This window comes from Azospirillum baldaniorum (assembly GCF_003119195.2).
Lineage (GTDB): Bacteria > Pseudomonadota > Alphaproteobacteria > Azospirillales > Azospirillaceae > Azospirillum > Azospirillum baldaniorum.
In genome coordinates this window covers 1,122,310-1,144,757 of record NZ_CP022253.1, presented here as the reverse complement: position 1 = coordinate 1,144,757, position 22,448 = coordinate 1,122,310, and the positions used below count along the sequence as shown (strand labels likewise).

At 69.4% G+C, this 22,448-nt stretch carries 20 protein-coding genes; 11 read left to right on the top strand and 9 right to left on the bottom strand.

Annotation, left to right across the window (positions count from 1 at the left end; genetic code table 11):
* Positions 1-10: 10 nt before the first annotated feature.
* On the bottom strand, positions 11-766 hold the full coding sequence (locus tag Sp245p_RS05345) for a DsbA family protein (RefSeq protein WP_014241126.1): 756 nt from the start codon (positions 764-766) through the stop codon (positions 11-13).
* A 122-nt stretch (positions 767-888) separates the two neighbouring features.
* The gene (locus tag Sp245p_RS05340; RefSeq protein ID WP_109138399.1) at positions 889-2,241 is read right to left on the bottom strand and encodes a M48 family metalloprotease; all 1,353 of its coding nucleotides are present in this window, start codon (positions 2,239-2,241) and stop codon (positions 889-891) included.
* Here Sp245p_RS05340 and Sp245p_RS05335 point away from each other — a divergent pair.
* Positions 2,210-3,631 (top strand): gamma-glutamyltransferase, encoded by a 1,422-nt coding sequence (locus Sp245p_RS05335; protein ID WP_244947768.1) that lies wholly within the window; start codon positions 2,210-2,212, stop codon positions 3,629-3,631. The genes Sp245p_RS05340 and Sp245p_RS05335 overlap by 32 nt on opposite strands.
* Positions 3,632-3,650: 19 nt before the next feature.
* Positions 3,651-4,805: a pyridoxal phosphate-dependent aminotransferase gene (locus tag Sp245p_RS05330; RefSeq protein WP_014241128.1), complete on the top strand. Its 1,155-nt coding sequence runs from the start codon at positions 3,651-3,653 to the stop codon at positions 4,803-4,805.
* A 169-nt stretch (positions 4,806-4,974) separates the two neighbouring features.
* Here Sp245p_RS05330 and Sp245p_RS05325 read toward each other — a convergent pair whose 3' ends face one another.
* Positions 4,975-6,339, bottom strand: coding sequence for a glutamate--cysteine ligase (locus Sp245p_RS05325; RefSeq protein ID WP_014241129.1), 1,365 nt, complete (start codon positions 6,337-6,339; stop codon positions 4,975-4,977).
* An 81-nt stretch (positions 6,340-6,420) separates the two neighbouring features.
* On the bottom strand, positions 6,421-7,215 hold the full coding sequence (locus Sp245p_RS05320) for a 16S rRNA (uracil(1498)-N(3))-methyltransferase (protein ID WP_014241130.1): 795 nt from the start codon (positions 7,213-7,215) through the stop codon (positions 6,421-6,423).
* Positions 7,216-7,348: 133 nt separating this feature from the next.
* On the opposite strand from Sp245p_RS05320, the gene ubiA reads away from it, so the two are divergent.
* Positions 7,349-8,275, top strand: coding sequence for a 4-hydroxybenzoate octaprenyltransferase (ubiA, locus tag Sp245p_RS05315; RefSeq protein ID WP_014241131.1), 927 nt, complete (start codon positions 7,349-7,351; stop codon positions 8,273-8,275).
* 25 nt (positions 8,276-8,300) lie between these two features.
* Here the strand turns inward: ubiA and Sp245p_RS05310 are convergent, their stop codons facing one another.
* A complete protein-coding gene (locus Sp245p_RS05310) occupies positions 8,301-9,137 on the bottom strand; it encodes a CHAP domain-containing protein (protein WP_014241132.1) in 837 nt (278 codons plus the stop codon).
* A 141-nt stretch (positions 9,138-9,278) separates the two neighbouring features.
* On the opposite strand from Sp245p_RS05310, the gene Sp245p_RS05305 reads away from it, so the two are divergent.
* From Sp245p_RS05305 to Sp245p_RS05280, 6 genes are all read left to right on the top strand, one after another.
* The gene (locus Sp245p_RS05305; RefSeq protein ID WP_014241133.1) at positions 9,279-9,938 is read left to right on the top strand and encodes a class I SAM-dependent methyltransferase; all 660 of its coding nucleotides are present in this window, start codon (positions 9,279-9,281) and stop codon (positions 9,936-9,938) included.
* Between the two features lie 2 nt (positions 9,939-9,940).
* Positions 9,941-10,717, top strand: a complete 777-nt coding sequence (locus Sp245p_RS05300; RefSeq protein ID WP_014241134.1) for a HEAT repeat domain-containing protein — start codon at positions 9,941-9,943, stop codon at positions 10,715-10,717.
* Positions 10,718-10,811: 94 nt separating this feature from the next.
* A complete protein-coding gene (locus Sp245p_RS05295) occupies positions 10,812-12,338 on the top strand; it encodes a UbiD family decarboxylase (RefSeq protein ID WP_014241135.1) in 1,527 nt (508 codons plus the stop codon).
* A 41-nt stretch (positions 12,339-12,379) separates the two neighbouring features.
* Positions 12,380-13,492 (top strand): DUF3616 domain-containing protein, encoded by a 1,113-nt coding sequence (locus Sp245p_RS05290; protein WP_014241136.1) that lies wholly within the window; start codon positions 12,380-12,382, stop codon positions 13,490-13,492.
* Positions 13,493-13,625: 133 nt separating this feature from the next.
* Positions 13,626-14,075: a DoxX family protein gene (locus tag Sp245p_RS05285; RefSeq protein WP_014241137.1), complete on the top strand. Its 450-nt coding sequence runs from the start codon at positions 13,626-13,628 to the stop codon at positions 14,073-14,075.
* Positions 14,076-14,236: 161 nt separating this feature from the next.
* Positions 14,237-15,592: a TldD/PmbA family protein gene (locus Sp245p_RS05280; protein ID WP_014241138.1), complete on the top strand. Its 1,356-nt coding sequence runs from the start codon at positions 14,237-14,239 to the stop codon at positions 15,590-15,592.
* A 54-nt stretch (positions 15,593-15,646) separates the two neighbouring features.
* On the opposite strand, the gene Sp245p_RS05275 is transcribed toward Sp245p_RS05280, so the two are convergent.
* The 3 genes from Sp245p_RS05275 to Sp245p_RS05265 form a co-directional block, all read right to left on the bottom strand.
* Positions 15,647-16,141 (bottom strand): anti-virulence regulator CigR family protein, encoded by a 495-nt coding sequence (locus Sp245p_RS05275; protein ID WP_014241139.1) that lies wholly within the window; start codon positions 16,139-16,141, stop codon positions 15,647-15,649.
* 109 nt (positions 16,142-16,250) lie between these two features.
* Positions 16,251-17,861 (bottom strand): hypothetical protein, encoded by a 1,611-nt coding sequence (locus Sp245p_RS05270; protein WP_014241141.1) that lies wholly within the window; start codon positions 17,859-17,861, stop codon positions 16,251-16,253.
* A 121-nt stretch (positions 17,862-17,982) separates the two neighbouring features.
* Entirely contained in the window at positions 17,983-18,903 is a 921-nt protein-coding gene (locus Sp245p_RS05265) for a diacylglycerol/lipid kinase family protein (protein ID WP_244439312.1), read from the bottom strand.
* Positions 18,904-19,119: 216 nt separating this feature from the next.
* On the opposite strand from Sp245p_RS05265, the gene Sp245p_RS05260 reads away from it, so the two are divergent.
* The gene (locus Sp245p_RS05260; RefSeq protein WP_014241143.1) at positions 19,120-19,971 is read left to right on the top strand and encodes a UDP-2,3-diacylglucosamine diphosphatase; all 852 of its coding nucleotides are present in this window, start codon (positions 19,120-19,122) and stop codon (positions 19,969-19,971) included.
* A complete protein-coding gene (locus Sp245p_RS05255; RefSeq protein ID WP_014241144.1) occupies positions 19,968-20,966 on the top strand; it encodes a glycosyltransferase family 4 protein in 999 nt (332 codons plus the stop codon). Before Sp245p_RS05260 ends, Sp245p_RS05255 begins: the two co-directional genes overlap by 4 nt.
* Positions 20,967-21,015: 49 nt before the next feature.
* Here Sp245p_RS05255 and Sp245p_RS05250 read toward each other — a convergent pair whose 3' ends face one another.
* Positions 21,016-22,371: a globin-coupled sensor protein gene (locus Sp245p_RS05250; RefSeq protein ID WP_014241145.1), complete on the bottom strand. Its 1,356-nt coding sequence runs from the start codon at positions 22,369-22,371 to the stop codon at positions 21,016-21,018.
* Positions 22,372-22,448: the final 77 nt, after the last annotated feature.

The window sequence follows — 22,448 nt, the reverse complement described above, 5'->3', positions numbered from 1 at the left end:
CGTCCCAGCCTCAGCCCTTGCGGGCCGCGGCGACGAGGTCTTTCATCTGGTCCAGCTTGATCGCGCCGGGGACCAGCTCGTCGCCGATGACGAAGGCCGGGGTGCCGCGGATGCCCAGCTCCTCGGCCAGCGCCTGGTTGGCGGCGATGACCTTCAGCACCTCGGGGCTGTTCATGTCCTTCTTCAGCTTGTCGGTGTCCAGCCCGACCGACTTGGCCAGCCGCTGGATCACGTCGTCGTCGAGCTGACCGCGGTGGGCCATCAGCGCGTTGTGGAATTCCAGATACTTGCCCTGCCCGCGCGACGCCAGGGCCGCCTTGGCCGCGGTCAGCGAGGCCGGGCTGAGGATCGGGAACTCCTTGAAGACGAAGCGCAGCTTGCCGTCGTCCTTGATCAGACGCTCGGTGTCGGCCTGCACGGCCTTGCAGTAGCCGCACTGGTAGTCGAAGAACTCAACCACCGTCACGTCGCCCTTGGGGTTGCCGGTCACCGGATCGGCGGGGTTCTGGAACAGCGCCGCCTTGTTGTCGGCCAGCGCCGCCTTGGCCTTCTGCTCCTCGGCCATCTTCTGGCGCTTCTGGAGCGAGTCCACGGCCTCTAGGATGATTTCCGGGTTCTTCAGGATGTAGTCGCGCACGACCTCCTCGACGGCCTTGCGCTGCGCGTCGTCCATCGGGCTTTGCGCCTGGAGGGCGGGGGCCAGCAGCCCCGTCGGAAGGGCCAGCGCGGCGGCGAGCGCCAGGGCGGCGGGGCGGAAGCGGGTCATGTCGAACTCTCTCGTGGGGAGCCAAAACGGCGCGAATCGGGGCGATACTGTGGACCGGGACGGCGGGGTCAGGCAAGACGGCTGTGCACCGCGCAAACGGAGGGCGCGCGAACGGAGGAGGCTCACTTGCCGCCCGCCTGTCCGCGGATGTCCTGGGCGCGCAACCAGCCGGGGGAACCGGCGGGCAGCAGCTTCTCCGCCCGCTCCGCCTGGAAGCGGGCCATCGGCTTGTCGCCGCGGGCGAAGGCTTCCTCGGCGGTGGCGTAGGCGACCATGCCGGCGTTGCCCTTCATGCTCCAGGCCTGGGCCATCAGCCGCCACAGGAAGGCGGACTGGGCCTGGGTCTTGGAGGCGACCTGAAGGTTGCGCAGCGCCTCATCGGCCAGCCGGCTGTCGTTCTGCTCCATCAGCGAATGGGCCAGCGAGACACGGATGCTGCCGGCGTCCGGCTCCAGCTCGATCGCCTTGCGATAGGGGGCGGCGGCGTCCACCGCCCGCCCGTTCTGAAGCATCAGGTCGCCCTTCATCTCGTAGAGGAAGGCGTTCTTCGGCTCCTGGGCGATCAGCCCGTCGACCAGCGGCAGCGCCTGCCGGATCTCGCCGCGCCGGAAATAGGCGTAGGCCCGGCCATAGCGCGCCACGAAGGACGGGTCGTCCGCCTTGTAGCGGCGCAGCGCCCCGTTGGGGTCGAGATAGGCGTAGAGCTTGGCCTGGATGCGGCGGAATTCCTCGTTCCATTGCGCCGGCACCGGCTTCTTGCCGGCGCGCGACCGCTCCACGAAATTGCGCACCGTCTCGATGCGCTCGCGGGTCAGCGGGTGGGTGCGGCGGTAGCCGGCGTCGCGGTCCACCAGCAGCGGATCGTCGGCGGCGCCCAGCTTCTCCAGGAAGGTGACCAGCCCCTCCGCCGAGATGCCCGACTGCTCCATGTAGGACAGGCCCGCCTGGTCGGCCGAGGATTCCTGGCTGCGCGAGAAGGACAGGAAGTTGCGCTCCGCCAGATGCTGGCCCAGCATGACGCCCGCAGCACCGGCCCCGGCGTTGCCCGCGGCGATGCCGCCGACGATGCCGATGCCCATGCCGATCAGCGAGGACAGAAAGGCGTTCTCCATCGCCTCCGACCCGCGGACCAGATGGCCGCCGGCGATGTGGCCGGTTTCGTGGGCGATCACGCCGATCAGCTGCCCGGCGTCCTCCAGCCCCAGCAGCAGGCCGGTGTGCAGGAAGATGTTCTGCCCGCCGGCGACGAAGGCGTTCATGGTGTTGTCATTGACCAGGACGATGTTCACCGCGTCCGGATCGATGCCGGCGGCCTGGAAGATTGGCCGCGCCATGTCGCGGATGATATGTTCCGTCTCGGCGTCGCTCAGGAATTGCATCTCCTGGCGCCGCTGCGCGCCCGCGGGCGGCGACCACGACAGAACCATCACGGCAACCATGGCGATGACCGAAACCAGCCTGCTGGGCTTGCGCACCGTTTCTTCCTCCGCACACCGGGACACCGGGCAGCCGGTCAAGATGCCGGCCCGGGCGCCCCATTCCACCCGCCGAATCTGGCAAGGGTTGGGCGCGATTGCCATAGCCGCATCGCTGGTGGGCGGATGCGTCAACACGAAATACCGCACGGGCGCCCCGGCCCAGAGCTTCGTCGCGGCCGACGAGCCGCGCGCGGCGGAGATCGGGCGCGACATCATCGCCCAGGGCGGCAAGGCCGGCGACGCCGCCACCGCCATGGCGATGGCCATGGCTGTCACCCTGCCGTCGCGCGTCGGGATGACCGGCGGCGGCGTCTGCGTGGTGTTCGACGCCGCGAAGAAGGAAACCCGCACGCTCGACTTCCTGCCCCGGCCCGCTGGTGCCGGCGGGGCCGCCCTGCCCGGCTTCCTGCGCGGCGTCTACGCGCTCCAGGCCGCCACGGGGGCGATGCGCTGGGAGCAGGCCGTGGTCCCGGCCGAGCAACTCGCCCGCTCCACCCCGGTCAGCCGGGCGCTGGCCCGCGACCTCGCCGATTCCGCCGCTCGCCTGTCCGCCGACCCGGAGGCGCGCCGCGTCTTCCTGCCAACCGGCGCGCCGCTGGCCGAGGGCGCGCCGCTGAGCCAGCCCGAGCTGGCCGCAACCCTGTCGCAGGTCCGGCGCAGCGGCATCGCCGCGATGTACGGCGGGCCGCTGGGCGGTGCCGTGGCCCAGGCCGCCGCCATCGACCCCGCGACCATCCGCGGCTTCCAGCCGCGCTGGACCGGCACCGCCGCCGTTCCGCTGGGCATCGTCTCGATGCATTTCGCCCAGCTTCCCGAGACCAACAACGGCGCCGCCCTGACCGCCGCCTGGAACGCCGCCGCCGGCCTGCCGTCCGACCAGCGCGCCGCCCGCGTGGCCCAGGCACTGGGCGCCACCGGCAGCGGCGCCTCCAACGGCGCCTCCGCGCCCGGCGCCGGCCTCGTGGTGATCGACCACGAGGAGAATGGGGTCGCCTGCTCCTTCACCATGGGGGCGCCCTTCGGCAGCGGCCGCATGGTGCCGGGCACCGGCCTGCTGGCTGCCCGCGGCGTGGACGGCGCCGGCTTCGGCGCGCCCGCCCTGCTGACCAACGCCATCGTCGGCCGCACCCAGTTCGCCGGGGCGGCCAGCGCGGCCGGCAACGACGGCCCCGCCGCCGCGCCCGCCGCCCTGCTGACCGCCGCCCTGCCCGCCGCGCTGGACAAGGAGCCGGGCGCCGCCATCCGGGTCAGCCGCGCCGCGAACGGGCCGGGCCGGGCCACCTTCGTCACCTGCCAGACCTCGATGGAGAGCGGCTGGAAGGAATGCCAGATCGCCGCCGACCCGCGCGCCCATGCCCTGGGCATCCTGGTCGAAACCGAGCGTTGACGCACCAAAGTCTGGAATCATGAGCAAAGCACCCAAAGTCTCCAAACGGGGCGCCATCCCGCCCTTCTTCGTCATGGAAGTGATGCGCGCCGCCGCCGAGCGCGAGGCCGCCGGCCTTGAGGTCCTGCACATGGAGGTCGGGCAGCCCTCGACCGGCGCGCCGAAGGGCGTGCTGGAGGCCGCCCACCGCATGCTCGACGCCGACGTGCTGGGCTACACCGGGGCGCTGGGCATTCCGGCGCTGCGGGCGGCCATCGCCGGCTGGTACCGCGACCGTTACGGGATCGACGTGCCGGAGCGGCGCGTGGTGGTCACCACCGGCTCCTCGGGCGCCTTCCAGCTCGGCTTCCTGGCGGCCTTCGATCCGGGCGACCGGGTGGCCATGGCCTCGCCCAGCTACCCGGCCTACCGCCACACGCTGACCGCCATCGGGGTCGAGCCGGTGGAACTGCCGACCGGGCCGGAGCACCGCTTCCAGCCGACCATCGAACTTCTGGAACAGCTCGACCCGCCCATCCAGGGGCTGATTGTCGCCAGCCCGGCCAACCCGACCGGCACGATGCTGAGCCGCGAGGAACTGACCGCGCTCGCCGCTTGGTGCGACGCCAAGGGGGTGCGCCTCGTCTCCGACGAGATCTACCACGGCCTGACCTATGGGCCGGAGGCCGTCACCGCCGCCGAGGTCAGCGAAAGCGCGCTGGTGGTGAACAGCTTCTCCAAGTACTTCTCGATGACCGGCTGGCGGCTGGGCTGGATGATCGTGCCGGACGACCTGATCCGCTCGGTCGAATGCCTCGCCCAGAACCTGTTCATCTCGGCTCCCAGCCTGTCGCAGGCCGCCGCGGTCGCCGCCTTCGGCTGCACCGAGGAGCTGGACGGCCATGTCGCCCGCTACGCCCGCAACCGCGAGCTTCTGCTGAGGGAACTGCCGAAGGCCGGCTTCGACAAGCTGGCTCCGGCCGATGGCGCCTTCTACATCTACGCCGACGTGACGGAGATGACCGACGACAGCGAGGCCTTCTGCAAGCGCATCCTGGCGGAGACCGGCATCGCCTGCACCCCGGGCGTCGACTTCGACCCGGCCCGCGGCCTCCGCTTCGTGCGCTTCAGCTTCGCCGGCGCGGAGGAGACCATCGCCGAGGCGGCCCGGCGGCTGATCGCCTGGAAGAGGTAGGCCGGCCCCTTTCAGTCCTCGCACCGGGCCCCCACCCCGGCCCTCCCGCTATCGCAGGGGAGGGTGCCTTCTGCGAAGCGGCGGCAGTCCCCTCCCCTGCGATAGCGGGGGAGGGTTAGGGTGGGGGGGCCAACGCGACCACTTTGCCAAGCAGCCACCAGGGCGGAACTCAGTACGCGTATTCCTTGAACACCGGGTCCACGCTGCCGCCCCAGGGGCCGTTGAACTTCGCCAGAAGCTCGTCGGCCGGAGTCTGGCCGGACTCAGCGATGTCGAGCAGCGTGTTCAGGAAATGCGCCTCGTCGTCGCCCCAGTTGTCGTTGCGGGCGCGCCGGGCCAGACCGCCGCGGGCGATCTCCAGAACCTCAAGCGCGACCTCCCGCACCGTACGGCCACGGAAGGGGGTGCGTAGGGCATGGCGCGGCACCTCGGCGCGCAGATGGGCGCGCTCTTCCGTCGTCCAGCCCTTCACGAGGTCCCAGGCGGCGTCGAGCGCTTGGCTGTCATAGAGCAGCCCGACCCACAGGGCCGGCAGGGCGCACAGGCGGCGCCAGGGACCGCCGTCGGCGCCGCGCATCTCCAGATACTTCTTCAGACGCACCTCGGGGAAGGAGGTGGTCATGTGGTCGGCCCAGTCGGTGATCAGCGGGACCTCGCCCGGCAACGCCGGCAGGCGGCCCTGCATGAAGTCGCGGAAGGACTGGCCGGAAGCGTCGATGTACGTGCCGTCTCGGTAGACGAAGTACATCGGCACGTCGAGCAGGTAGTCCACGTACCGCTCGAACCCGAAGCCGTCCTCGAACACGAAGGGCAGGTCGCCGGTGCGGTCGGGGTCGGTGTCGGTCCAGATGTGGCTGCGGAAGCTCTGGAAGCCGTTCGGCTTGCCCTCGGTGAAGGGCGAGTTGGCGAACAGTGCCGTGGCGATGGGCTGAAGCGCCAAGCTGACCCGGAACTTCTTCACCATGTCGGCTTCCGACGCGAAGTCCAGGTTCACCTGCACGGTGCAGGTGCGCATCATCATGTCCAGGCCGAGATTGCCGCGCTTGGGCATGTAGTCGCCCATGATCTTGTAGCGGCCCTTGGGCATCCAGGGGATCTCGTCGCGCCGCCACTTCGGCTGGAAGCCGAGGCCCATCATGGCGATGCCCAGTTCCCCGCCGATCTCCTTCACCTGATCGAGGTGACGGTGCACCTCGGCGCAGGTCTGGTGCAGGGTCTCCAGCGGGGCGCCGGACAGTTCCACCTGCCCGCCCGGCTCCAGCGTGATGTTCGCCATGCCCTGGGTCAGGGCGATCAGGTTGCCCTTCTCCTCCACCGGGTCCCAGCCGAAGCGCTGCAGGCGCGTCAGCAGTTCGCCGATTCCATCCGGCCCTTCGTAGGGCAGCGGCCGGTGGTCGGAGACGCGGTAGGCGAATTTCTCGTGTTCGGTCCCGATGCGCCACTGGTCGGCCGGCTTGTTGCCGGATTCCAGATAGGCCGCCAGTTGGCGGCGGTCGGTGATCGGTTCACCACGCGTCTGCGGAGGTGCGGACATGGAAGCTCCCGCTTTCAAAAAGTCTGAATTCGCCAAAGTGTCAAACGGCCCGCCTCGGAACAGCGGCGCGTCGAGCGGCCCTTACTCCCCGACGGTGGGGTCGGCCGGCGCGCGGAAGGGCGGTCGGGTGTCGCCGCCGTCCGCCGTCCAGTCCCCCGCAAGGGCCTGCCAGCAGGCGAGCGCCGCGACCACCGCCGTGTCGGCCCGGAGAATGCGGGGCCCCAGACCGACGGGAACAACAAAGGGGAGTTTGCAAATTTCGTCAAGTTCGGACTGCGCAAAGCCGCCCTCCGGCCCGATCAGGAAGGCGGCGGGGCCGCGCGGACGCCCGCGGACGGCCTCCGCGATGGGGCGTACGTTCCCGGCCTCGGCGCACAGGTACAGCGTACGTTCGGCCGGCCAGCCGGCCAGCGCCCTGTCCAGCGGCAGCGGGTCGGCCATCTCCGGCACGGTCAGCCGCTCCGACTGTTCGGCGGCCTCGATGGCGTTGGCAAGCAGGCGGTCGGTGTTGACGCGGTTGGGGTCGGTGCGGCGGGTGAAGACCGGCCACAGCCGCGACACGCCCAGCTCGCTGGCCTTCTCCGCGACGAAATCGATGCGCCCGCGCTTGATCGGGGCGAACAGCAGCCAGAGGTCCGGCCCGGCCGCCTGGAGACGCCGCTGCGCGGTCACGGTAAGCGAGCACCAGCCCTTGCCGAAGCCGTCGATGGCGGCCAGCCATTCGCCGTCCCGCCCGTTGAAGACGGCCACGACGTCGCCCTTGTCGAGCCGCAGGACATGGCGCAGGAAATGCGCCCGCTCGTGGTCGAGGCCCACCGCCTGCCCCTCGCCGAGGGGGCTGTCCACATAGAGGCGGGTTTTCGGTTGGATTGACATGGCGCGAGGTCTCCGGTGTGCGGCGCCGACTATAGCGATAACGCTGCGGGGCGGAAACGGCCCAGCCTTGCGGGGACCCACCCCCGCCGCTACCTTGCCCCCGGCTTCTTCCACTCTCCATCTCGAGTCCGCCATGACCAGCCCCGCCTCCCCCGCCCCCGGCGACTTCACCGACATCCGGCGCGGCGACTGGATCGACCGCTTCGCCCCGGCGGCGGTCCGTCCCTATCTGCGGCTGGCGCGGCTGGACCGGCCCATCGGCACATGGCTGCTGCTGTTCCCCGGCTGGTGGAGCATCGCGCTGGCCGGGTCGGGGCCGCTGCCCGACCTCTGGCTGATGGCGCTGTTCGCAATCGGCGCCGTGGTCATGCGCGGGGCCGGCTGCACGGTCAACGACATCCTCGACCGCGACTTCGACGCCATGGTGGAGCGCACGCGGACGCGCCCGATCCCCTCCGGGCAGGTGTCGGTGAAACAGGCACTGGCCTTCCTCGTCTTCCAACTCCTGATCGGGCTGGCGGTGCTGGTGCAGTTCAATCTGCTCACCATCGGGCTGGGTGTGCTGTCGCTGGTGCTGGTCTTCACCTACCCGCTGATGAAGCGCATCACTTGGTGGCCGCAGGCGTTCCTGGGGCTGACCTTCAACTGGGGCGCCCTGATGGGCTGGACGGCGGTGCGCGGCGAGTTGGAATGGCCGGCGCTGGCGCTGTACGCCGCGGGGATCGTCTGGACGCTGGGCTACGACACCATCTACGCCCACCAGGACAAGGAGGACGACGCGCGAATCGGCGTGAAGTCCACCGCCCTGCGGCTGGGCGACCAGAGCAAGATCTGGATCTACGGCTTCTACACGCTGACCTTCGTGGGGATCGGCATCGCCGGGCGTCTGGCCGGGCTGGGCGGGCTGTTCCTGCCGCTGCTTTCGCTGGCCGCGCTGCAGCTGTCCTGGCAGGTGGCGACCTGGAACCCCGACGACCAGACGGACTGCCTGACGAAATTCAAGTCGAACCGCTGGTTCGGCTGGCTGGTGCTGGCGGCCTTCCTGGCCGGAAAAATCTAGGCGGCAGGGGCCTTGGAGGGAGGTTTCAGCGCGTCAGCTCGGCGACGGTGCTGTCGCCGGAGCCCGGCTTGCGCGGCGGCAGGACCGCACGGATGCCCTCGGTGGAGGCCACCATCTCGACGCCCTTCTGCGCGGCCGGCTGGGTCGGCTTGCGGGCCGGCAGCACGGCGGCGGTCTGAAGCGGCGGAACCATCTTCGCGGCGATACCCTTGCCGGAGAGGGTGAGGGACGCGGTCAGCACCTGCGGCTTGCGGCCCGGAACGGCGACGGCGTGGCCTTTCAGGGAGGCTTCCATCAGGCGCGGCCCGGCGGCGGGCTTGGGCGCGGCGCGGCCCTGCGGAGCCACGGCGAAGGTGCTGCCAATGCCGGCATCCCGGGCATCGGCCTGACGGATCTCCGCCTCCTCGCCCTCCGGCAGGATGAAGCCGTAGGTGGTGTAGACGCGCAGGCCGAGCTGGTCCGACGGCTCGTGCCAGACGCGGACGGCCGTCCAGTCGTTGCGCGGCGACACGTCGACCACGCGCATGTTGCGGCGCAGGCCACGGCCGTCGAGCCAGGAGTGGTCCACCTCGATGGTGCGGCGGTCGATGATGTGGCTGACCAGGGAGACGTGGCCGCGGCCGAGCCGTTGCGACCGCTTGAAGACGAGGACGGAACCGAGCGCCGGGCGCTTGTCACGTTCATATTGCTCGGCGGCGGTGTTCCACCACGTCCAGGCATCGCCCCGGATCTCGAAATCCGATATGGAACGCAGCGTGCGGACGCAATCCCCGTCCTGGGCCTGGGCTTGGGATATGGTGAACGGGCTGAGAGCGATGAACGCCGCGAACGATGCGCAGAGTGCAATCCCTTTCGACCGCATATCAGCCCCATGACCTTTGTTTTTCTCCTTTCGAACGGGTAACACGGGACAGCAGGTGTGTCTACTCCGTTTGAATTATGTAACCAAAACCGGTTGTGGATAGATCATCCATCCCCGCGCAGCTCCGGTGAGAGTCCAGTTATGAACAACTTTTCTCAAATCGACTTCATCCGCTCCAACACGGTCGTAACGCGGACTCCTTTGCTGCCCGAAATCGCGCTGCATCTGGCGACGGAAATCACGCCGTTGTGGGAGGCTACGGAGGATTCTTTGAAAGAGTCCAATGTACCGCCGCCCTATTGGGCCTTTGCTTGGCCGGGCGGTCAGGCGGTGGCCCGGCTCGTCCTCGACCGGCCGGAGCTGGTCGCGGGCAAGTCGGTGCTGGATTTCGCCGCCGGCACCGGGCTGGTCGGCATCGCCGCGATGATGGCCGGAGCGGCGCGCGTTCAGTCCTGCGACATCGACCGTTTCGCCCTGTCCGCCATCGCCCTGAACGCCGAATCCAACGGAGTCGACGTGAAGGCGGTCAGCGCCGATCTGGTGGACCGTCCCCTGCCCGGCATCGACGTCGTCCTGGCCGGCGACGTCTGCTACGAGAAGCCGATGGCCGACCGGGTGACCGCTTGGCTGCGCGGAATCGCCGCAACCGGCACGCTGGTCCTGCTGGGCGATCCGGGCCGCGCCTATGTCCCGCTCAACGGAATCGAGCGGGTCGCGCAGTACAGCGTCCCGACCTCCCTGGAGTTGGAGGACCGCGAGATGCGCGAAACGGTGATCTGGCGCCTGCTGCCGGAGGCCTGAGCATGACCACGACCGCCCCGCGAAAGGGCGCCACCCGGATGGCCGACATCCCGCCGGACGTGCTGGCCGACTTGAACGCGGGCCGGCGCGAGACCGCCACGCTGGCCGAATCGCTCGCCATCGACTTCGCCGCCCTGCTGGCCGCCGCCGTTCCGGAAGCCGCGGACGCCGTGTCCTTCGACCCGAAGGACGGCGTGACCCGGCGCATGGCGGCGGCGGGAAGCGCGGCCGTCGAGCGTCTCGGTCTGGGGGCCGTGGAGCGGCTGGCCGCCCACCCCTCCGACACGGTGCGCGGCTGGGCCTGCTATGCGCTGGCGGCGGCTTCCGGCCTGACTCTGGCGGAGCGGCTGGATCGTGTCCGCCCGCTCGCCGACGACCCGCATTTCGGCGTGCGCGAATGGGCGTGGCTGGCGCTGCGCCCCCACATCGCCGCCGCCATCGACGAGGCGCTGGCCCTCCTCACGCCGTGGACCGCCGAGCCGTCGGAGCGACTGCGCCGCTTCGCCAGCGAGGCCACGCGCCCCCGCGGCGTCTGGTGCAGCCACATCGGTGCGCTGAAGACCGACCCGGCGCGCGGCCTGCCGGTCCTCGACCCGCTGCGGGCGGACGGCGCGCGCTACGTCCAGGATTCGGTCGCCAACTGGCTGAACGACGCGGCGAAGAGCCAGCCCGGCTGGGTGCAGGCCATCTGCGCCCGCTGGGAGACGGACAGCCCTGACCCGGACGCCACCCGCCGCATCGTCCGCCGCGCCCTGCGCAGCGTGAAGGAACCCGCGTGAGGCGGCACCTCCCCCCTTGACGCGGCGCCCTCCAGGCCGATGCTAAGCGCCCTCTCCCGATCCGACCCCATCGCACCCGAACGGACCTTCGACCATGCCCTACACCTCGTTGCGCGACTTCATCGACCGGCTGGAGAAGGCCGGGCGGCTGGTGGTGGTCCGGGAGCCGGTGTCCACGGCGCTGGAGATGACCGAGATCCAGACCCGCCTGCTCGCCGAAGGCGGCCCGGCGGTGCTGTTCGAGAACGTCATCAAGGCCGACGGCACCCGCTCGGAGATGCCGGTGCTGGTCAACCTGTTTGGCACGGTGGAACGCGTCGCCTGGGGCATGGACCGTGAGCCGCACGAACTGCGCAGCGTCGGCGAGACGCTGGCCTTCCTGAAGCAGCCGGAGCCGCCGGGCGGCTTCCGCGAGGCGATGGAGCTGATCCCGCTCGCCAAGACCGTGCTGTCGATGAAGCCGAAGACGGTCGGCTCCGCCCCCTGCCAGGAGGTGGTGCTGACCGGCGACCAGATCGACCTCGGCCGCCTGCCGGTGCAGAGCTGCTGGCCGGGCGAGCCGGCCCCCCTCATCACCTGGCCGCTGGTCGTCACCAAGGGGCCCACGGGCAAGCGCGAGGACGACTTCAACCTCGGCATCTACCGGATGCAGGTGCTGGGGAAGAACAAGACGATCATGCGCTGGCTGAAACACCGCGGCGGCGCGCAGCACCATCACCGCTGGGCGGCCCACCAGAACAAATTGGGCGGCAAGCGCGAGCCGCTTCCCTGCGCGGTGGTCCTCGGCGCCGATCCCGGCACCATCCTGGCCGCCGTCACGCCGGTGCCGGACACGCTGTCGGAATACCAGTTCGCCGGGCTGCTGCGCGGCAAGAAGGTCGAGCTGGTGGATTGCAAGACGGTGCCGCTGAAGGTGCCCGCCCAGGCCGAGATCATCCTGGAAGGCCATGTCAGCCTGGACGAATACGCCGACGAGGGGCCCTACGGCGACCACACCGGCTATTACAACTCGGTCGAGCCCTTCCCGGTCTTCACCGTCACGGCGATGACCATGCGGCGCAACCCGATCTACCTCTCCACCTTCACCGGCCGCCCGCCCGACGAGCCGTCGGTGCTGGGCGAGGCGCTGAACGAGGTCTTCATCCCCCTGCTGACCCAGCAATTCCCGGAGATCGTGGATTTCTGGCTGCCGCCGGAAGGCTGCTCCTACCGGATCGCCGTGGTCAGCATGAAGAAGGCCTATCCCGGCCACGCCAAGCGCGTGATGATGGGCGTCTGGTCCTTCCTTCGCCAGTTCATGTACACGAAATGGGTGATCGTCGTGGACGACGACATCGACGCGCGGAACTGGAAGGACGTGATGTGGGCCATGAGCACCCGCATGGACCCCGCCCGCGACATCACCGTGATCGAGGGCACCCCCATCGATTATCTGGACTTCGCCAGCCCCGAGTCGGGTCTCGGCGGCAAGGTCGGGCTGGACGCCACCAACAAGTGGCCGCCGGAGACCAAGCGCGAATGGGGCCAGAAAATACGCATGGACCAGGGCGTGGTCGACGAAGTGTCGCGCAAATGGGCGTCCTACGGTCTTCCGGGCAGCGGGACCCCGATCTGGAAGTGAGGCGTTAAGGGACGGTCCGCACCCTCAAGGGAACCCCCGCCATGCCCAGCGAGATCGCCCGCCCCATCGCCACCGTCCGTCTGGTCTTCCGCGACGGCGGCGAGACCGCCGGGGACCTGTCGGTGGCCGAGCGGTCGGGAGACACCCTGTTCGTGGCGTCGGACGAGGGGGCGCGGGTCGTCCGGATGATGGCCGAGGAGGGCGGCACCCTCTACCGCCAGGACGCCACCTTTCCCCTGGCAGACGTCTTCACCCTGCCGGTGACGATCCCGGGGGAGGACGAGGCGGACATCGAAGGCATGGCCATCGCCGACGGCTGGCTGTGGGTCACCGGCTCGCACGCGCTGGCCCGCAAGAAGCCGGAGCGCGCGGAGAACGGCACCGAAAAGGCGCTGGAGCGGCTGACCGAGGTGCGCTGCGATCCCAACCGCTTCCTGCTCGGCCGCATCCCGCTGGTCACCGAGGCGGATGGGCGCCTTACCCCGGTCCGCCGCGACGGGAAGCGGACGGCCGGTTGCCTGAAGTTCCGCAAGGGCGGCAACGCGCTGACCAAGGCGCTGGCGGAGGACGAGCATCTAGCCCGCTTCGTCGCGGTGCCCGCCAAGGAGAACGGCTTCGACGTGGAGGGCATGGCCGCCCACGTCGACCGGGTCTGGCTGGGGCTGCGCGGCCCGGTGCTGCGCGGCTGGGCCTGCATTCTCGAACTGGCGGTGGAGGACCACCCGGACGTCGAGGAGCGTCTGCGGCTGCGCCCCATCGGGCCGAACGGCGAGAAGTACCGCAAGCATTTCGTCGATCTGGACGGTCTGGGCATCCGCGAACTGACCTTCGACGGCGAGGATCTGGTCATCCTGGCCGGGCCGACCATGGACCTTGACGGTCCCGTCGCCGTGTGGCGGTGGACCGACGCCCTGTCCGTCACCCAGGAGACCGTCATCCCGCGCGACCGGCTGGTTCCCCTGCTGAACCTGCCCTACGGCAAGGGCGACGACCACGCGGAGGGCATCGCCTGCGTCCGCCGCGACGGCGCCCCGCCTGCCCTTCTGGTGGTCTATGACAGCCCGGCCAAGGCGCGCCGCCACGGTGCCGGGACCACCGCCGACCTGTTCGCCCTGCCCTCCCGCTACGATCCGGCCAACGCTTTCCGGGCGTGAGCCGTCGTTCTCATTGATGCAACAATCAGTGCATGATTAAGCGGATTATCCCAAACGTGGACATCGCTATTCTTGCCCTCAGACGACAACGGCCCCGACGCGGGGCGCCACGCTGAGACAAGGAGACCACGCCATGACCGCCAACACCGCCGCCATCGACACCCGCACCGCCCCCTACGCCGCCTTCCTGCTGCGTGTCAGCCTGGGCCTTCTGTTCATCGCTCACGGCCTGATCCTGAAGGTCTTCACCTTCGGCATCGCCGGCACGGTCGGTTACTTCGAGAGCCTCGGCTACCCCGGCCTCTTCGCCTATCTGGTCATCCTCGGCGAGATCGGCGGCGGCCTGCTGCTGGTGGCCGGCGTCTTCACCCGCTGGATTTCGCTGGCCCTGCTGCCGATCCTGATCGGCGCGACGCTCCAGCATACCGGCAACGGCTGGGTCTTCTCGGCCCAGGGCGGCGGCTGGGAGTTCCCGGTGTTCTGGACGGTGCTGCTCGGCGTGCAGGCCCTGCTGGGCGACGGCGCCTTCGCCCTGAAGCTGCCGACCGCCGGCCGCAACACCCTTCAGAGCCGGCTGGCCTGACCCTGAAGCGAGCATGACGAGCGGCGCGCGGGCGGGCACCAGCCCCCCGCGCCTCGCCGCTTTTGTGCGACGGACGGACCGGACCTGAGGCGATATGCCCCTTCCTCTTCTTCTCCGGGCTCCCATTTGCTAGACAAGCCGGAGACCTAGCGGAGACCGTAATGCCCGTTTCGACCACCTCGCAGCCCGACGTTCTGAACCTGCTGGACGATCTGATCCGCAAGGCGAAGGGCGCCGGGGCCGACTCCGCCGACGCCGTGCTGTTCGACAGCGCCTCCCTGTCGCTGAGCCAGCGTTTCGGCAAGACGGAGAAGCTGGAGCGGTCCGAGTCGGGCGACCTGGGCCTGCGCGTCTTCATCGGCAAGCGGCAGGCCATCGTCTCCTCCACCGACCGCAGCGCCAAGGCGTTGGACGAGCTGGTGGAGCGCGCCGTCGCCATGGCCCGCGTGGTGCCGGAGGACCCCTTCTGCGGCCTCGCCGACCCGGAGCAGATCTACACCACCCTCCCCGACCTCGACGTGTGCGACCCATCGGAGCCGTCGGCGGAGCTGCTGATCGAACGCGCCCGCATCGCCGAGGAGGCCGCGCTGGCGGTCGAGGGCGTCACCAACTCCGAAGGCGCCGATGCGGGCTGGAGCCGCTCCACCATCGCCATCGCCGCGTCCAACGGCTTCACCGGCCGCTACGGCGTGTCGCGGCAGTCGCTCTCCGCCTCGGTGCTCGCCGGGACGGGCACGGGGATGGAGCGGGACTACGACTATGACAGCAAGGTCTACGGCTCCGACTTGCGCGACCCGGCATCGATCGGGCGCGAGGCCGGCGAGCGGGCCATCCGCCGCCTGAACCCGCGGCGGGTCAAGAGCTGCAAGGTGCCGGTGGTGTTCGACCCGCGCGTTTCCCGCGGGCTGCTCGGCCACCTGACCGGCTCGATCAGCGGGCCGAGCATCGCGCGCGGCACCAGCTTCCTCAAGGACAAGATGGGGCAGCGGATTTTCGCCGCCGGCATCACCATCGTCGACGACCCGCATGTGAAGCGCGGCCTGCGCTCCCGCCCCTTCGACGCGGAGGGCGTCGCCACCACCCGCCGCAACCTGATCGAGGACGGGCACCTGACCACGTGGCTGCTCGACCTGCGCTCGGCTCGTCAGCTTGGTTTGTCGACGACCGGCCACGCGGCGCGCGGCACCTCCGGCCCGCCGGGCCCGGCCCCGGCCAACGTCTACATGGCCCCGGGCGCCAAGAGCCGCGATGAGCTGCTGGCCGAGATCCCCAACGGCTTCTATGTGACGGAGTTGATGGGGACGGGCGTCAACGGGGTGACTGGCGACTACAGCCGGGGTGCCGCTGGTTACTGGATCGAGAACGGCCAGATCGCCTATCCGGTCACCGAACTGACCATCGCCGGCAACCTGAAGGAGATGTTCCTGAACCTGGAACCGGCCAGCGACCTGGAACTGCGCTTCGGCATGGACGCCCCGACCATCCGCATCGACGGGCTGACCATCGCCGGGCTGTGAGCGCAATGGGAGGCGCCGCAAGGCGCCCCCTTTTTCGGTCAGCGGACCCCCCTGTTAACGAACCACGCCGCGGACGATGTCGGCGATGGTGCCGTGGACCGCGTCCAGGATCAGCATGTCCGCGCCGGCCAGGATGCACTCCCAGCCGTTCATGCACACCGGCACCCGCTGGCGCAGATCGACGGGCGCCACCTTTTTGGCGATTCCCGGCGGCAGCGGCTGGCCGCGCGCCAGCTTCTTCGCGATCCCCGGCGGCAGAGCCGTCACCCCGACCGGATGGGCGACGAAATAGTCCCGGATGATCGTCACCTCGCCGCGGGACACCGACCCTCCGGAGGCGCGCCCTTTTGAGTCGCGCCCTTGGGATTCGCTCCCCTGGGATTCATAAGACGGCCCACCCTGCGGCTTGCCGTGCCCTCCGCCGGGACCACCGGCCCAGTCGGGCTTGTCCGCCAGCGCCGGGCCGGTGGCTGGACTGGTGATGGACAGCACCGCCAGAAGCGCCAGCGCGGCACGCCCACTCCGGTGCCGCATCCGATCCCTGCTCATGATCCGCATTCCCCTGCCTGCCGAAGGTGAGCCGCCGGCGCACCCCGCGACCCTACCCCCATCGGATTAGCCTCAAGCTCCGCCGCTGGCCTGTGGCAAGGGCAGGATATCAGACCGTCACGCTCATCGGGCCACCGGCGCCGCGCACCGACAGGTTGGGCAGGAAATCCCGGAACAGCGACAGGCTCTTCAGGTCGGTCACGTAGCCGGGGCCCTCCCCGCCCATCGTCTTTCCACCGATGCTCTTCATCACGTCGGTGGTCTGCGCGTCCTGGGCCTCCAGCGCATCCTTCAGCACCGAGGCGAGCGCACTGCCGTTGCCCAACCGCTCCATCGGCGCACCGGTTTCCTTCGTCGTTTTCTCGTAGCTGTACTGGAGTGCCGCCCGCTGCACCGACCAGTTGACCGAGTCCTTTTCCTCCTGACTGGCCTCGTCAAGGAACTTCACCCCGGCGCGGTAGGCGGCGGCCTTGTCGGTGCCGAGGGGGTCGGCGGCGTCCATCGCCTGCTTCTGCTGGCGGGCCATGACGGACTGTGCCGCCTGCTGCTCGTTCTTGGAGAAGGTCCCATCCTTGTTGCTGGCGATGGCGTGGAGGCTGCGCCGGTCGAAGCCGCCGAACAACCGTTCCACGTCCTTGCCGGTCGGGTCGGAGTAGTTCACCCCCTTGCCTTCCTTCGCCATGGCCGTGTAGGTGGCGTCCAGCGAGTCGCGGGCGTCCTGCACGACCTTCGCAAAGCCCTGGAGCCCCGGGGTCTGGCTGGTGGTCAGCACCGTGGTGGGCGGCGGCGGCAGTCCGGCGGCCTCGGCCTCCTCCTTGGCGGAGGGCTCGAAGTCTTTGCCCCCTGGGCGGCTCTTGTCGACCTCACCGCGCCCGATGCCGGGAATGTCCACGTCCGCGGCGTACTGCGCGAGACCGTTTGCGTAAAGCTTCCCCTCGAAGCCCAGGTCATTCATTAGCTTGGCGGCGGCCTTTCCCTTCTCATTGTCCGATGACAGCAGCCCACCCTCGCCGCCTTCCACTTCCGCGCCGAAATCCAGCTTTTCGAACGCGTCCTCTCCCTTTTGCAGGGAATACCCGAAGGCCTTTCCCATGATCTTGTTCGGATCGCCACCGGCGGTTTCGACCGCCTCGCGCTGGATGTCCGCCGCCTCCGCGCGGAAGAGGGCATTGGCCGGGGCCATCGCCGCCTGGAACGCCTCGGTGTCCTCGTCCTTTCCGAAGGCGTCGTAGGCGGCGGTCCGCGCCTCGTTCAGGGCCGACATGGCCTTGCCCATGCGCTCCGTCTTGGTCTTGAAGGCTTTTTCAGCCAGTTCGGCCTCCTCCGCCCAGGCCTTGTCCTCCTCGTCCTGGGGCCGCTCCTTCACGTAGCGGTCCTTCACGGCGTTGGTCGCCATCTGACGCAGCCCAAGCGCCACGTCCTTCTCGGTCATCTTGCCAGACTTGACGAAGTCTTCCAGCATCGCGCGGCCCTTGGAGCCGATGGACGCGAAGACCTTCCCCGCCACGCCGGTCAGCGACTTGGCCAGCCCGCTGAGTTCCACGCTGTCCTCGCCCTTCAAGGCGGCCAGGGCCGCGGAGCCCGCGGAGGACCCGGCGTCGGAGGCCGCCTTCCAGGTCCCCTCCGCCTCCGCGGCGCCTCCGGCGGGCTTCCATTTGGTGGCGGTCACGGTGCTGCTGGCCGTGGTGGCCGAAAACAAGGCGTTGATCGACGTGGACATGGCTTCCCCCTTGCGGTCCCGCCTGGACCGCGGGGCCTTAATCCTTAGAGACCGAAGTAATTATCGAATGTTCCCAAGTAATTTTCCCAAGAGACCCCTTAACGGACTCTTAAAACACTGTTCAGCGCGCCAGCAGCGGCAGGACCCACGGCGCCAGCCCGATCTCAGCCGGCAGACGGGCGATCACGTCACCGTCGCCCTGCACGGGCTCCCCCGCCGGCCCGTCGACGACCACCCGGCGGGCCGGCAGGATGCGGTAGTCGGGGAAGCGCGGCAGCCGCCCGGCGGTGACGCCCCAGAGGTAGCGCAGGGCGTTCCCCCGCCCCGCCCGCGGAAACAGGCAGACGTGCAGCCGTGGGTCGGTCAGCCGGGCGTCCGGCGCACAGACGAAGCGCCCCCCGTAGAAATGCCCCTTGGCGACGATGACGGAAGCGACCTCCACCGGCTCTGCGCCGTCCACCGCCACGCGGTAGGGACCGCCACCGCCCGCGGCGATCCGGACCAGCGTTTCCACCGCATAGGCGCCCTTGCCGATCAGCCGCTTCAGCCGCGTGTCCACCCGCTCGACCACCCAGGCGTCCAGGCCGGCGCCGGCCATCATGGCGAAGGCGCGGCCATTCGCCACACCCAGATGCACGGGCAGCGTGCGCCCTTCCGCCAGCACCCGCGCCACGCCCTCCGCATCCAGCGGCAGGTCCAGTTCATGGGCCAGCACGTTGGCGGTGCCCAGCGGCACGATGCCCAAGGGAATCGTCGTCTCCTCGCCTCCGCGCGTCCCCAGCCCGTTGACCACCTCATTGATGGTGCCGTCGCCGCCCGCCGCGACCACCGCGTCGAAGGCGCCGGGCGCCACCGCCCGGGCCATCGCCTCCGCGTCGCCGCGCCCGCCGGTGGCCCGAAGCGTCACCACGGCCCCGTGGCGCTGCTCCAGCAGTTCCAGCACCGCACCCAGACGGCGCGCCCGGCGGGCGCCGGCCACCGGATTGTGGATGACCAGAAGACGACGCCGGCTCGCCGCGGCCGGCCCGGACGCCTCAGGCACCGATTCGCCCCCGTCAGCCACACCAGCCCCCAATATGACCATCCTGTTTCAGTTTTGATAAAGTCATTTTTCGCCTTTGTTACGCTGTCAAGAAGTCTTACCAAAATCATCATCCCCAACAGATGCGGGTGATCGAAAATATTGTCAAGAGAATGACCCGCGGATATAGGGAAGACGTTTCAACGAACCCTTGCCGGAACGGCGATGGAGCGGGGCATGAGCGCATCACGCGACGTCAAGCGATACCGCAGCATCTGGATCTCCGACGTCCATCTGGGCACGCGGGGATGCAAGGCGGAGTATCTTCTCGATTTCCTGAAGCACAACGAGTCCGACCACCTCTATCTCGTCGGCGACATCGTGGACGGTTGGCGTCTGCGCAAGACCTGGTACTGGCCGCAGGCGCACAACGACGTGGTGCAGAAGATCCTGCGCCGGGCTCGCAAGGGTGTGCAGGTCTATTACATTCCCGGCAACCACGACGAGGCCGCCCGCGATTACGCCGGCCTGCAGTTCGGCGGCGTCCAGGTGGTCGAGGAGATGATCCACGTCACCGCCGACGGGAGGCAGCTTCTGGTCACCCACGGCGACCGCTTCGACGTGGTGGTGAAGTACGCCCGCTGGCTGGCCTTCATCGGCGACAACGCCTACGTGGTCCTGCTCCAGGCCAACACGCTGTTCAACTGGGCCCGCCGCAAGCTGGGCTTCCCCTACTGGTCCCTGTCCGCCTTCCTGAAGCACAAGACGAAGACGGCGGTCGAGTTCATCGGCAACTACGAGACCGCTCTCGGCGACGAGGCCCGGCGCCGCAAGGTGGACGGAGTCGTCTGCGGCCACATCCACACCGCGGAAATCCGCGACATGGAAGGAATCCTCTATTGCAACGACGGCGACTGGGTCGAGTCCTGCACCGCCTTGGTCGAGCATCCCTGCGGCCGGCTGGAGATCATCGATTGGGCGGCGGACATCCGCCGGCGCGCCGCAACGACGCTGCCCGCCCGCATCCCGGCCAAGGAGAAGCCGGAGAATGTGAAGGAGAAGGCGGCCAAGGAGTCGGTTGCGGCGTGAACATCCTGATCGTCTCCGACGCCTGGCTCCCCCAGGTCAACGGCGTGGTGCGCACCATCGGCACCGTCCGCTCGGAGCTGGAGGCCATGGGCCATAGGGTCGAGGTGATCGGCCCCGACCGCTTCCGCACCGTGCCCATGCCCACCTATCCGGAAATCCGGCTGGCTCTGGGCGCGGGACGGCGGCTGAACGCGATGATCGACGCGCTGCGCCCCGACTGCATCCACATCGCCACCGAAGGGCCGCTGGGCTTCGCCGCCCGGCGCTACTGCCTCCACCGCGGCCGGCCCTTCACCACCGCCTACCACACCCGCTTTCCCGAATATGTGCGCGACCGGGCGCCGGTTCCCCTTGCGCTCAGCTACGCGGTGGTGCGCCGCTTCCACAGGCCGTCCTCGGCGGTGATGGTGGCGACGCCATCCATCGAGAGCGACCTCGCCGCCCGCGGCTTCACCAACATCCGGCGCTGGACGCGCGGCGTGGACACCGACCTGTTCCGCCCCCGCGCCAAGGGCTTCCTGGCGCTGCCCCGCCCCATCGCCCTCTATGTCGGGCGCGTGGCGGTGGAGAAGAACCTGGAGGAGTTCCTGAAGCTCGACCTGCCGGGCAGCAAGCTGGTGGTCGGCGACGGCCCGGCCCGCGCGGAGCTTCAGCAGAAATACCCGGAGGTCCATTGGGCCGGCGCCCGCCATGGCGAGGAACTGGCCCAGCATTACGCGGCGGCGGATGTCTTCGTCTTCCCGTCGCGCACCGACACCTTCGGTCTGGTGCTGCTGGAGGCGCTGGCCTCGGGCGTGCCGGTGGCCGCCTACCCGGTGCCCGGCCCCTTGGACGTGGTCGACGGTTCCGGTGTCGGCTGCCTGGACGAGGACCTGAAAGGGGCGATCGAGCGCGCCCTGACCATCCCGCCGGACCTGTGCCGGGACTATGCCTTGAACTTCTCCTGGCGCCGCTCCGCCGAGCAGTTCCTGGCGAACCTGCGCCCATTCACCTGAGAACGACATGGAGCGGGGCCGGCACGCGGCCGGTCCCCGCCCATTCCGATCACGCGGCGCGGATGCGCTGCATGAACAGGTTCACGCTCTCGCGCAGGCGGTCGGACTCGCGATGCAGATTGCCGGCGGACCCCAGCACCTCCTCGGCCAGGCTGCCGGTCTCCGACGCGCCGCTGGTCACCGCCCCGATGGTGTCGGTCACGCTGCGGGTTCCGCGTGCGGCCTCCTGCACGTTGCGGACGATCTCCTGGGTCGCGACGGTCTGCTGCTCCACCGCGGCGGAGACGGTGATGACGATGTCGTTGATGCTGCCGATGGTGGTGCCGATGCCGCTCAGCGCCTCGGCGGAGCCGCGCGCGACCTCCTGGATGCTGGCGATCTGGATGGAGATGTCCTCGGTCGCCTTGGCCGTCTGGTTGGCGAGGTTCTTGACCTCCTGCGCGACCACCGCGAAGCCCTTGCCGGCTTCCCCGGCGCGGGCGGCCTCGATCGTCGCGTTCAGCGCCAGCAGGTTGGTCTGCCCCGCGATGCTGTTGATGAGTTGAAGCACCGCGCCGATCCTCTGCGCGGCGTCGACCAGCCCGTTCACCGTGGCGTTGGTCCGCTCCGCCTCGGCCACCGCGCCGCGGGCGACCTGCGACGACTGGGCGACCTGCCGGCTGATCTCGGCGATGGAGCTGGTGAGCTGTTCGGACGCGGCGGCGACCGTCTGCACGTTGGCCGACGCCTGCTCGGCAGCGGCGGCGACGGCGAGCGACTGGCGGTTGGTGGCGGCGGCGATCTGCGCCATGCGCTGGGCGTTGCCCCTCATCTCGTCCGACGCGGCCACCGTGTTGTCGGCGATGCCGCGGACGCTGCCTTCCAGGTTGTCGGCGAGCTGGTTCAGAATGGCGCGCTTGCTCTCCTGCTCGGCCGCCGCGTAGGTCTCCAGCAGCACCTCGAGGTCGAGCCAGGTGACGCGGCCCAGCGTGTCGCGCAGGGCTGCCCGCTCCGCCGCCTTTCTCGATCCGAACAGCGATCCGCGCCCTTCCGCCGCGTCGAGGTCCAGTTCGCGGACGATGCCGCTGGACACCGTGTGATGGCAGATGGCGACCGCATAGCCCGGCACGCCATGGTCGTAGAAGGCCTTGGCCAGCCGATGGGCTGATTCCAGGAAGCCTGGCCCGAGATCGCCCGAGACCACGCGGCTCCAATGGGCGACACGCGCGGCGTGGACGTCGGGCAGGGTCAGGGCGTCGCGGATTTCCGGCCAAGCCGCGAAGGCGCTGTGCCATTGCTCCAGCAGCGCGGGCAGGCGGTGCTGCGCGAAATCCCGGTTGGCGCGCAGGCGCGCGATGTCCCCTTCGGTGATGCTGAAGGCCCGGAGCCGGTTTTCCTGGCCGTCACGTTCCTGTACGCCCGCCATGATGTTATCATCCTGAAATGTTGGAGGCCGGCGCATGCCCGCCTTCCTTGAAGCTGCCAACGTTTCTACGCCACCAG

Bases quoted from the DNA above. Each gene is read 5' to 3' on its own strand.
- Sp245p_RS05345 (WP_014241126.1), bottom strand. From the start codon at position 766: ATGACCCGCTTCCGCCCCGCCGCCCTGGCGCTCGCCGCCGCGCTGGCC.
- Sp245p_RS05335 (WP_244947768.1), top strand. From the start codon at position 2,210: ATGACCGAAACCAGCCTGCTGGGCTTGCGCACCGTTTCTTCCTCCGCA.
- Sp245p_RS05330 (WP_014241128.1), top strand. From the start codon at position 3,651: ATGAGCAAAGCACCCAAAGTCTCCAAACGGGGCGCCATCCCGCCCTTC.
- Sp245p_RS05325 (WP_014241129.1), bottom strand. From the start codon at position 6,339: ATGTCCGCACCTCCGCAGACGCGTGGTGAACCGATCACCGACCGCCGC.
- Sp245p_RS05320 (WP_014241130.1), bottom strand. From the start codon at position 7,215: ATGTCAATCCAACCGAAAACCCGCCTCTATGTGGACAGCCCCCTCGGC.
- ubiA (WP_014241131.1), top strand. From the start codon at position 7,349: ATGACCAGCCCCGCCTCCCCCGCCCCCGGCGACTTCACCGACATCCGG.
- Sp245p_RS05310 (WP_014241132.1), bottom strand. From the start codon at position 9,137: ATGCGGTCGAAAGGGATTGCACTCTGCGCATCGTTCGCGGCGTTCATC.
- Sp245p_RS05305 (WP_014241133.1), top strand. From the start codon at position 9,279: ATGAACAACTTTTCTCAAATCGACTTCATCCGCTCCAACACGGTCGTA.
- Sp245p_RS05300 (WP_014241134.1), top strand. From the start codon at position 9,941: ATGACCACGACCGCCCCGCGAAAGGGCGCCACCCGGATGGCCGACATC.
- Sp245p_RS05295 (WP_014241135.1), top strand. From the start codon at position 10,812: ATGCCCTACACCTCGTTGCGCGACTTCATCGACCGGCTGGAGAAGGCC.
- Sp245p_RS05290 (WP_014241136.1), top strand. From the start codon at position 12,380: ATGCCCAGCGAGATCGCCCGCCCCATCGCCACCGTCCGTCTGGTCTTC.
- Sp245p_RS05285 (WP_014241137.1), top strand. From the start codon at position 13,626: ATGACCGCCAACACCGCCGCCATCGACACCCGCACCGCCCCCTACGCC.
- Sp245p_RS05280 (WP_014241138.1), top strand. From the start codon at position 14,237: ATGCCCGTTTCGACCACCTCGCAGCCCGACGTTCTGAACCTGCTGGAC.
- Sp245p_RS05275 (WP_014241139.1), bottom strand. From the start codon at position 16,141: ATGAGCAGGGATCGGATGCGGCACCGGAGTGGGCGTGCCGCGCTGGCG.
- Sp245p_RS05270 (WP_014241141.1), bottom strand. From the start codon at position 17,861: ATGTCCACGTCGATCAACGCCTTGTTTTCGGCCACCACGGCCAGCAGC.
- Sp245p_RS05260 (WP_014241143.1), top strand. From the start codon at position 19,120: ATGAGCGCATCACGCGACGTCAAGCGATACCGCAGCATCTGGATCTCC.
- Sp245p_RS05250 (WP_014241145.1), bottom strand. From the start codon at position 22,371: ATGGCGGGCGTACAGGAACGTGACGGCCAGGAAAACCGGCTCCGGGCC.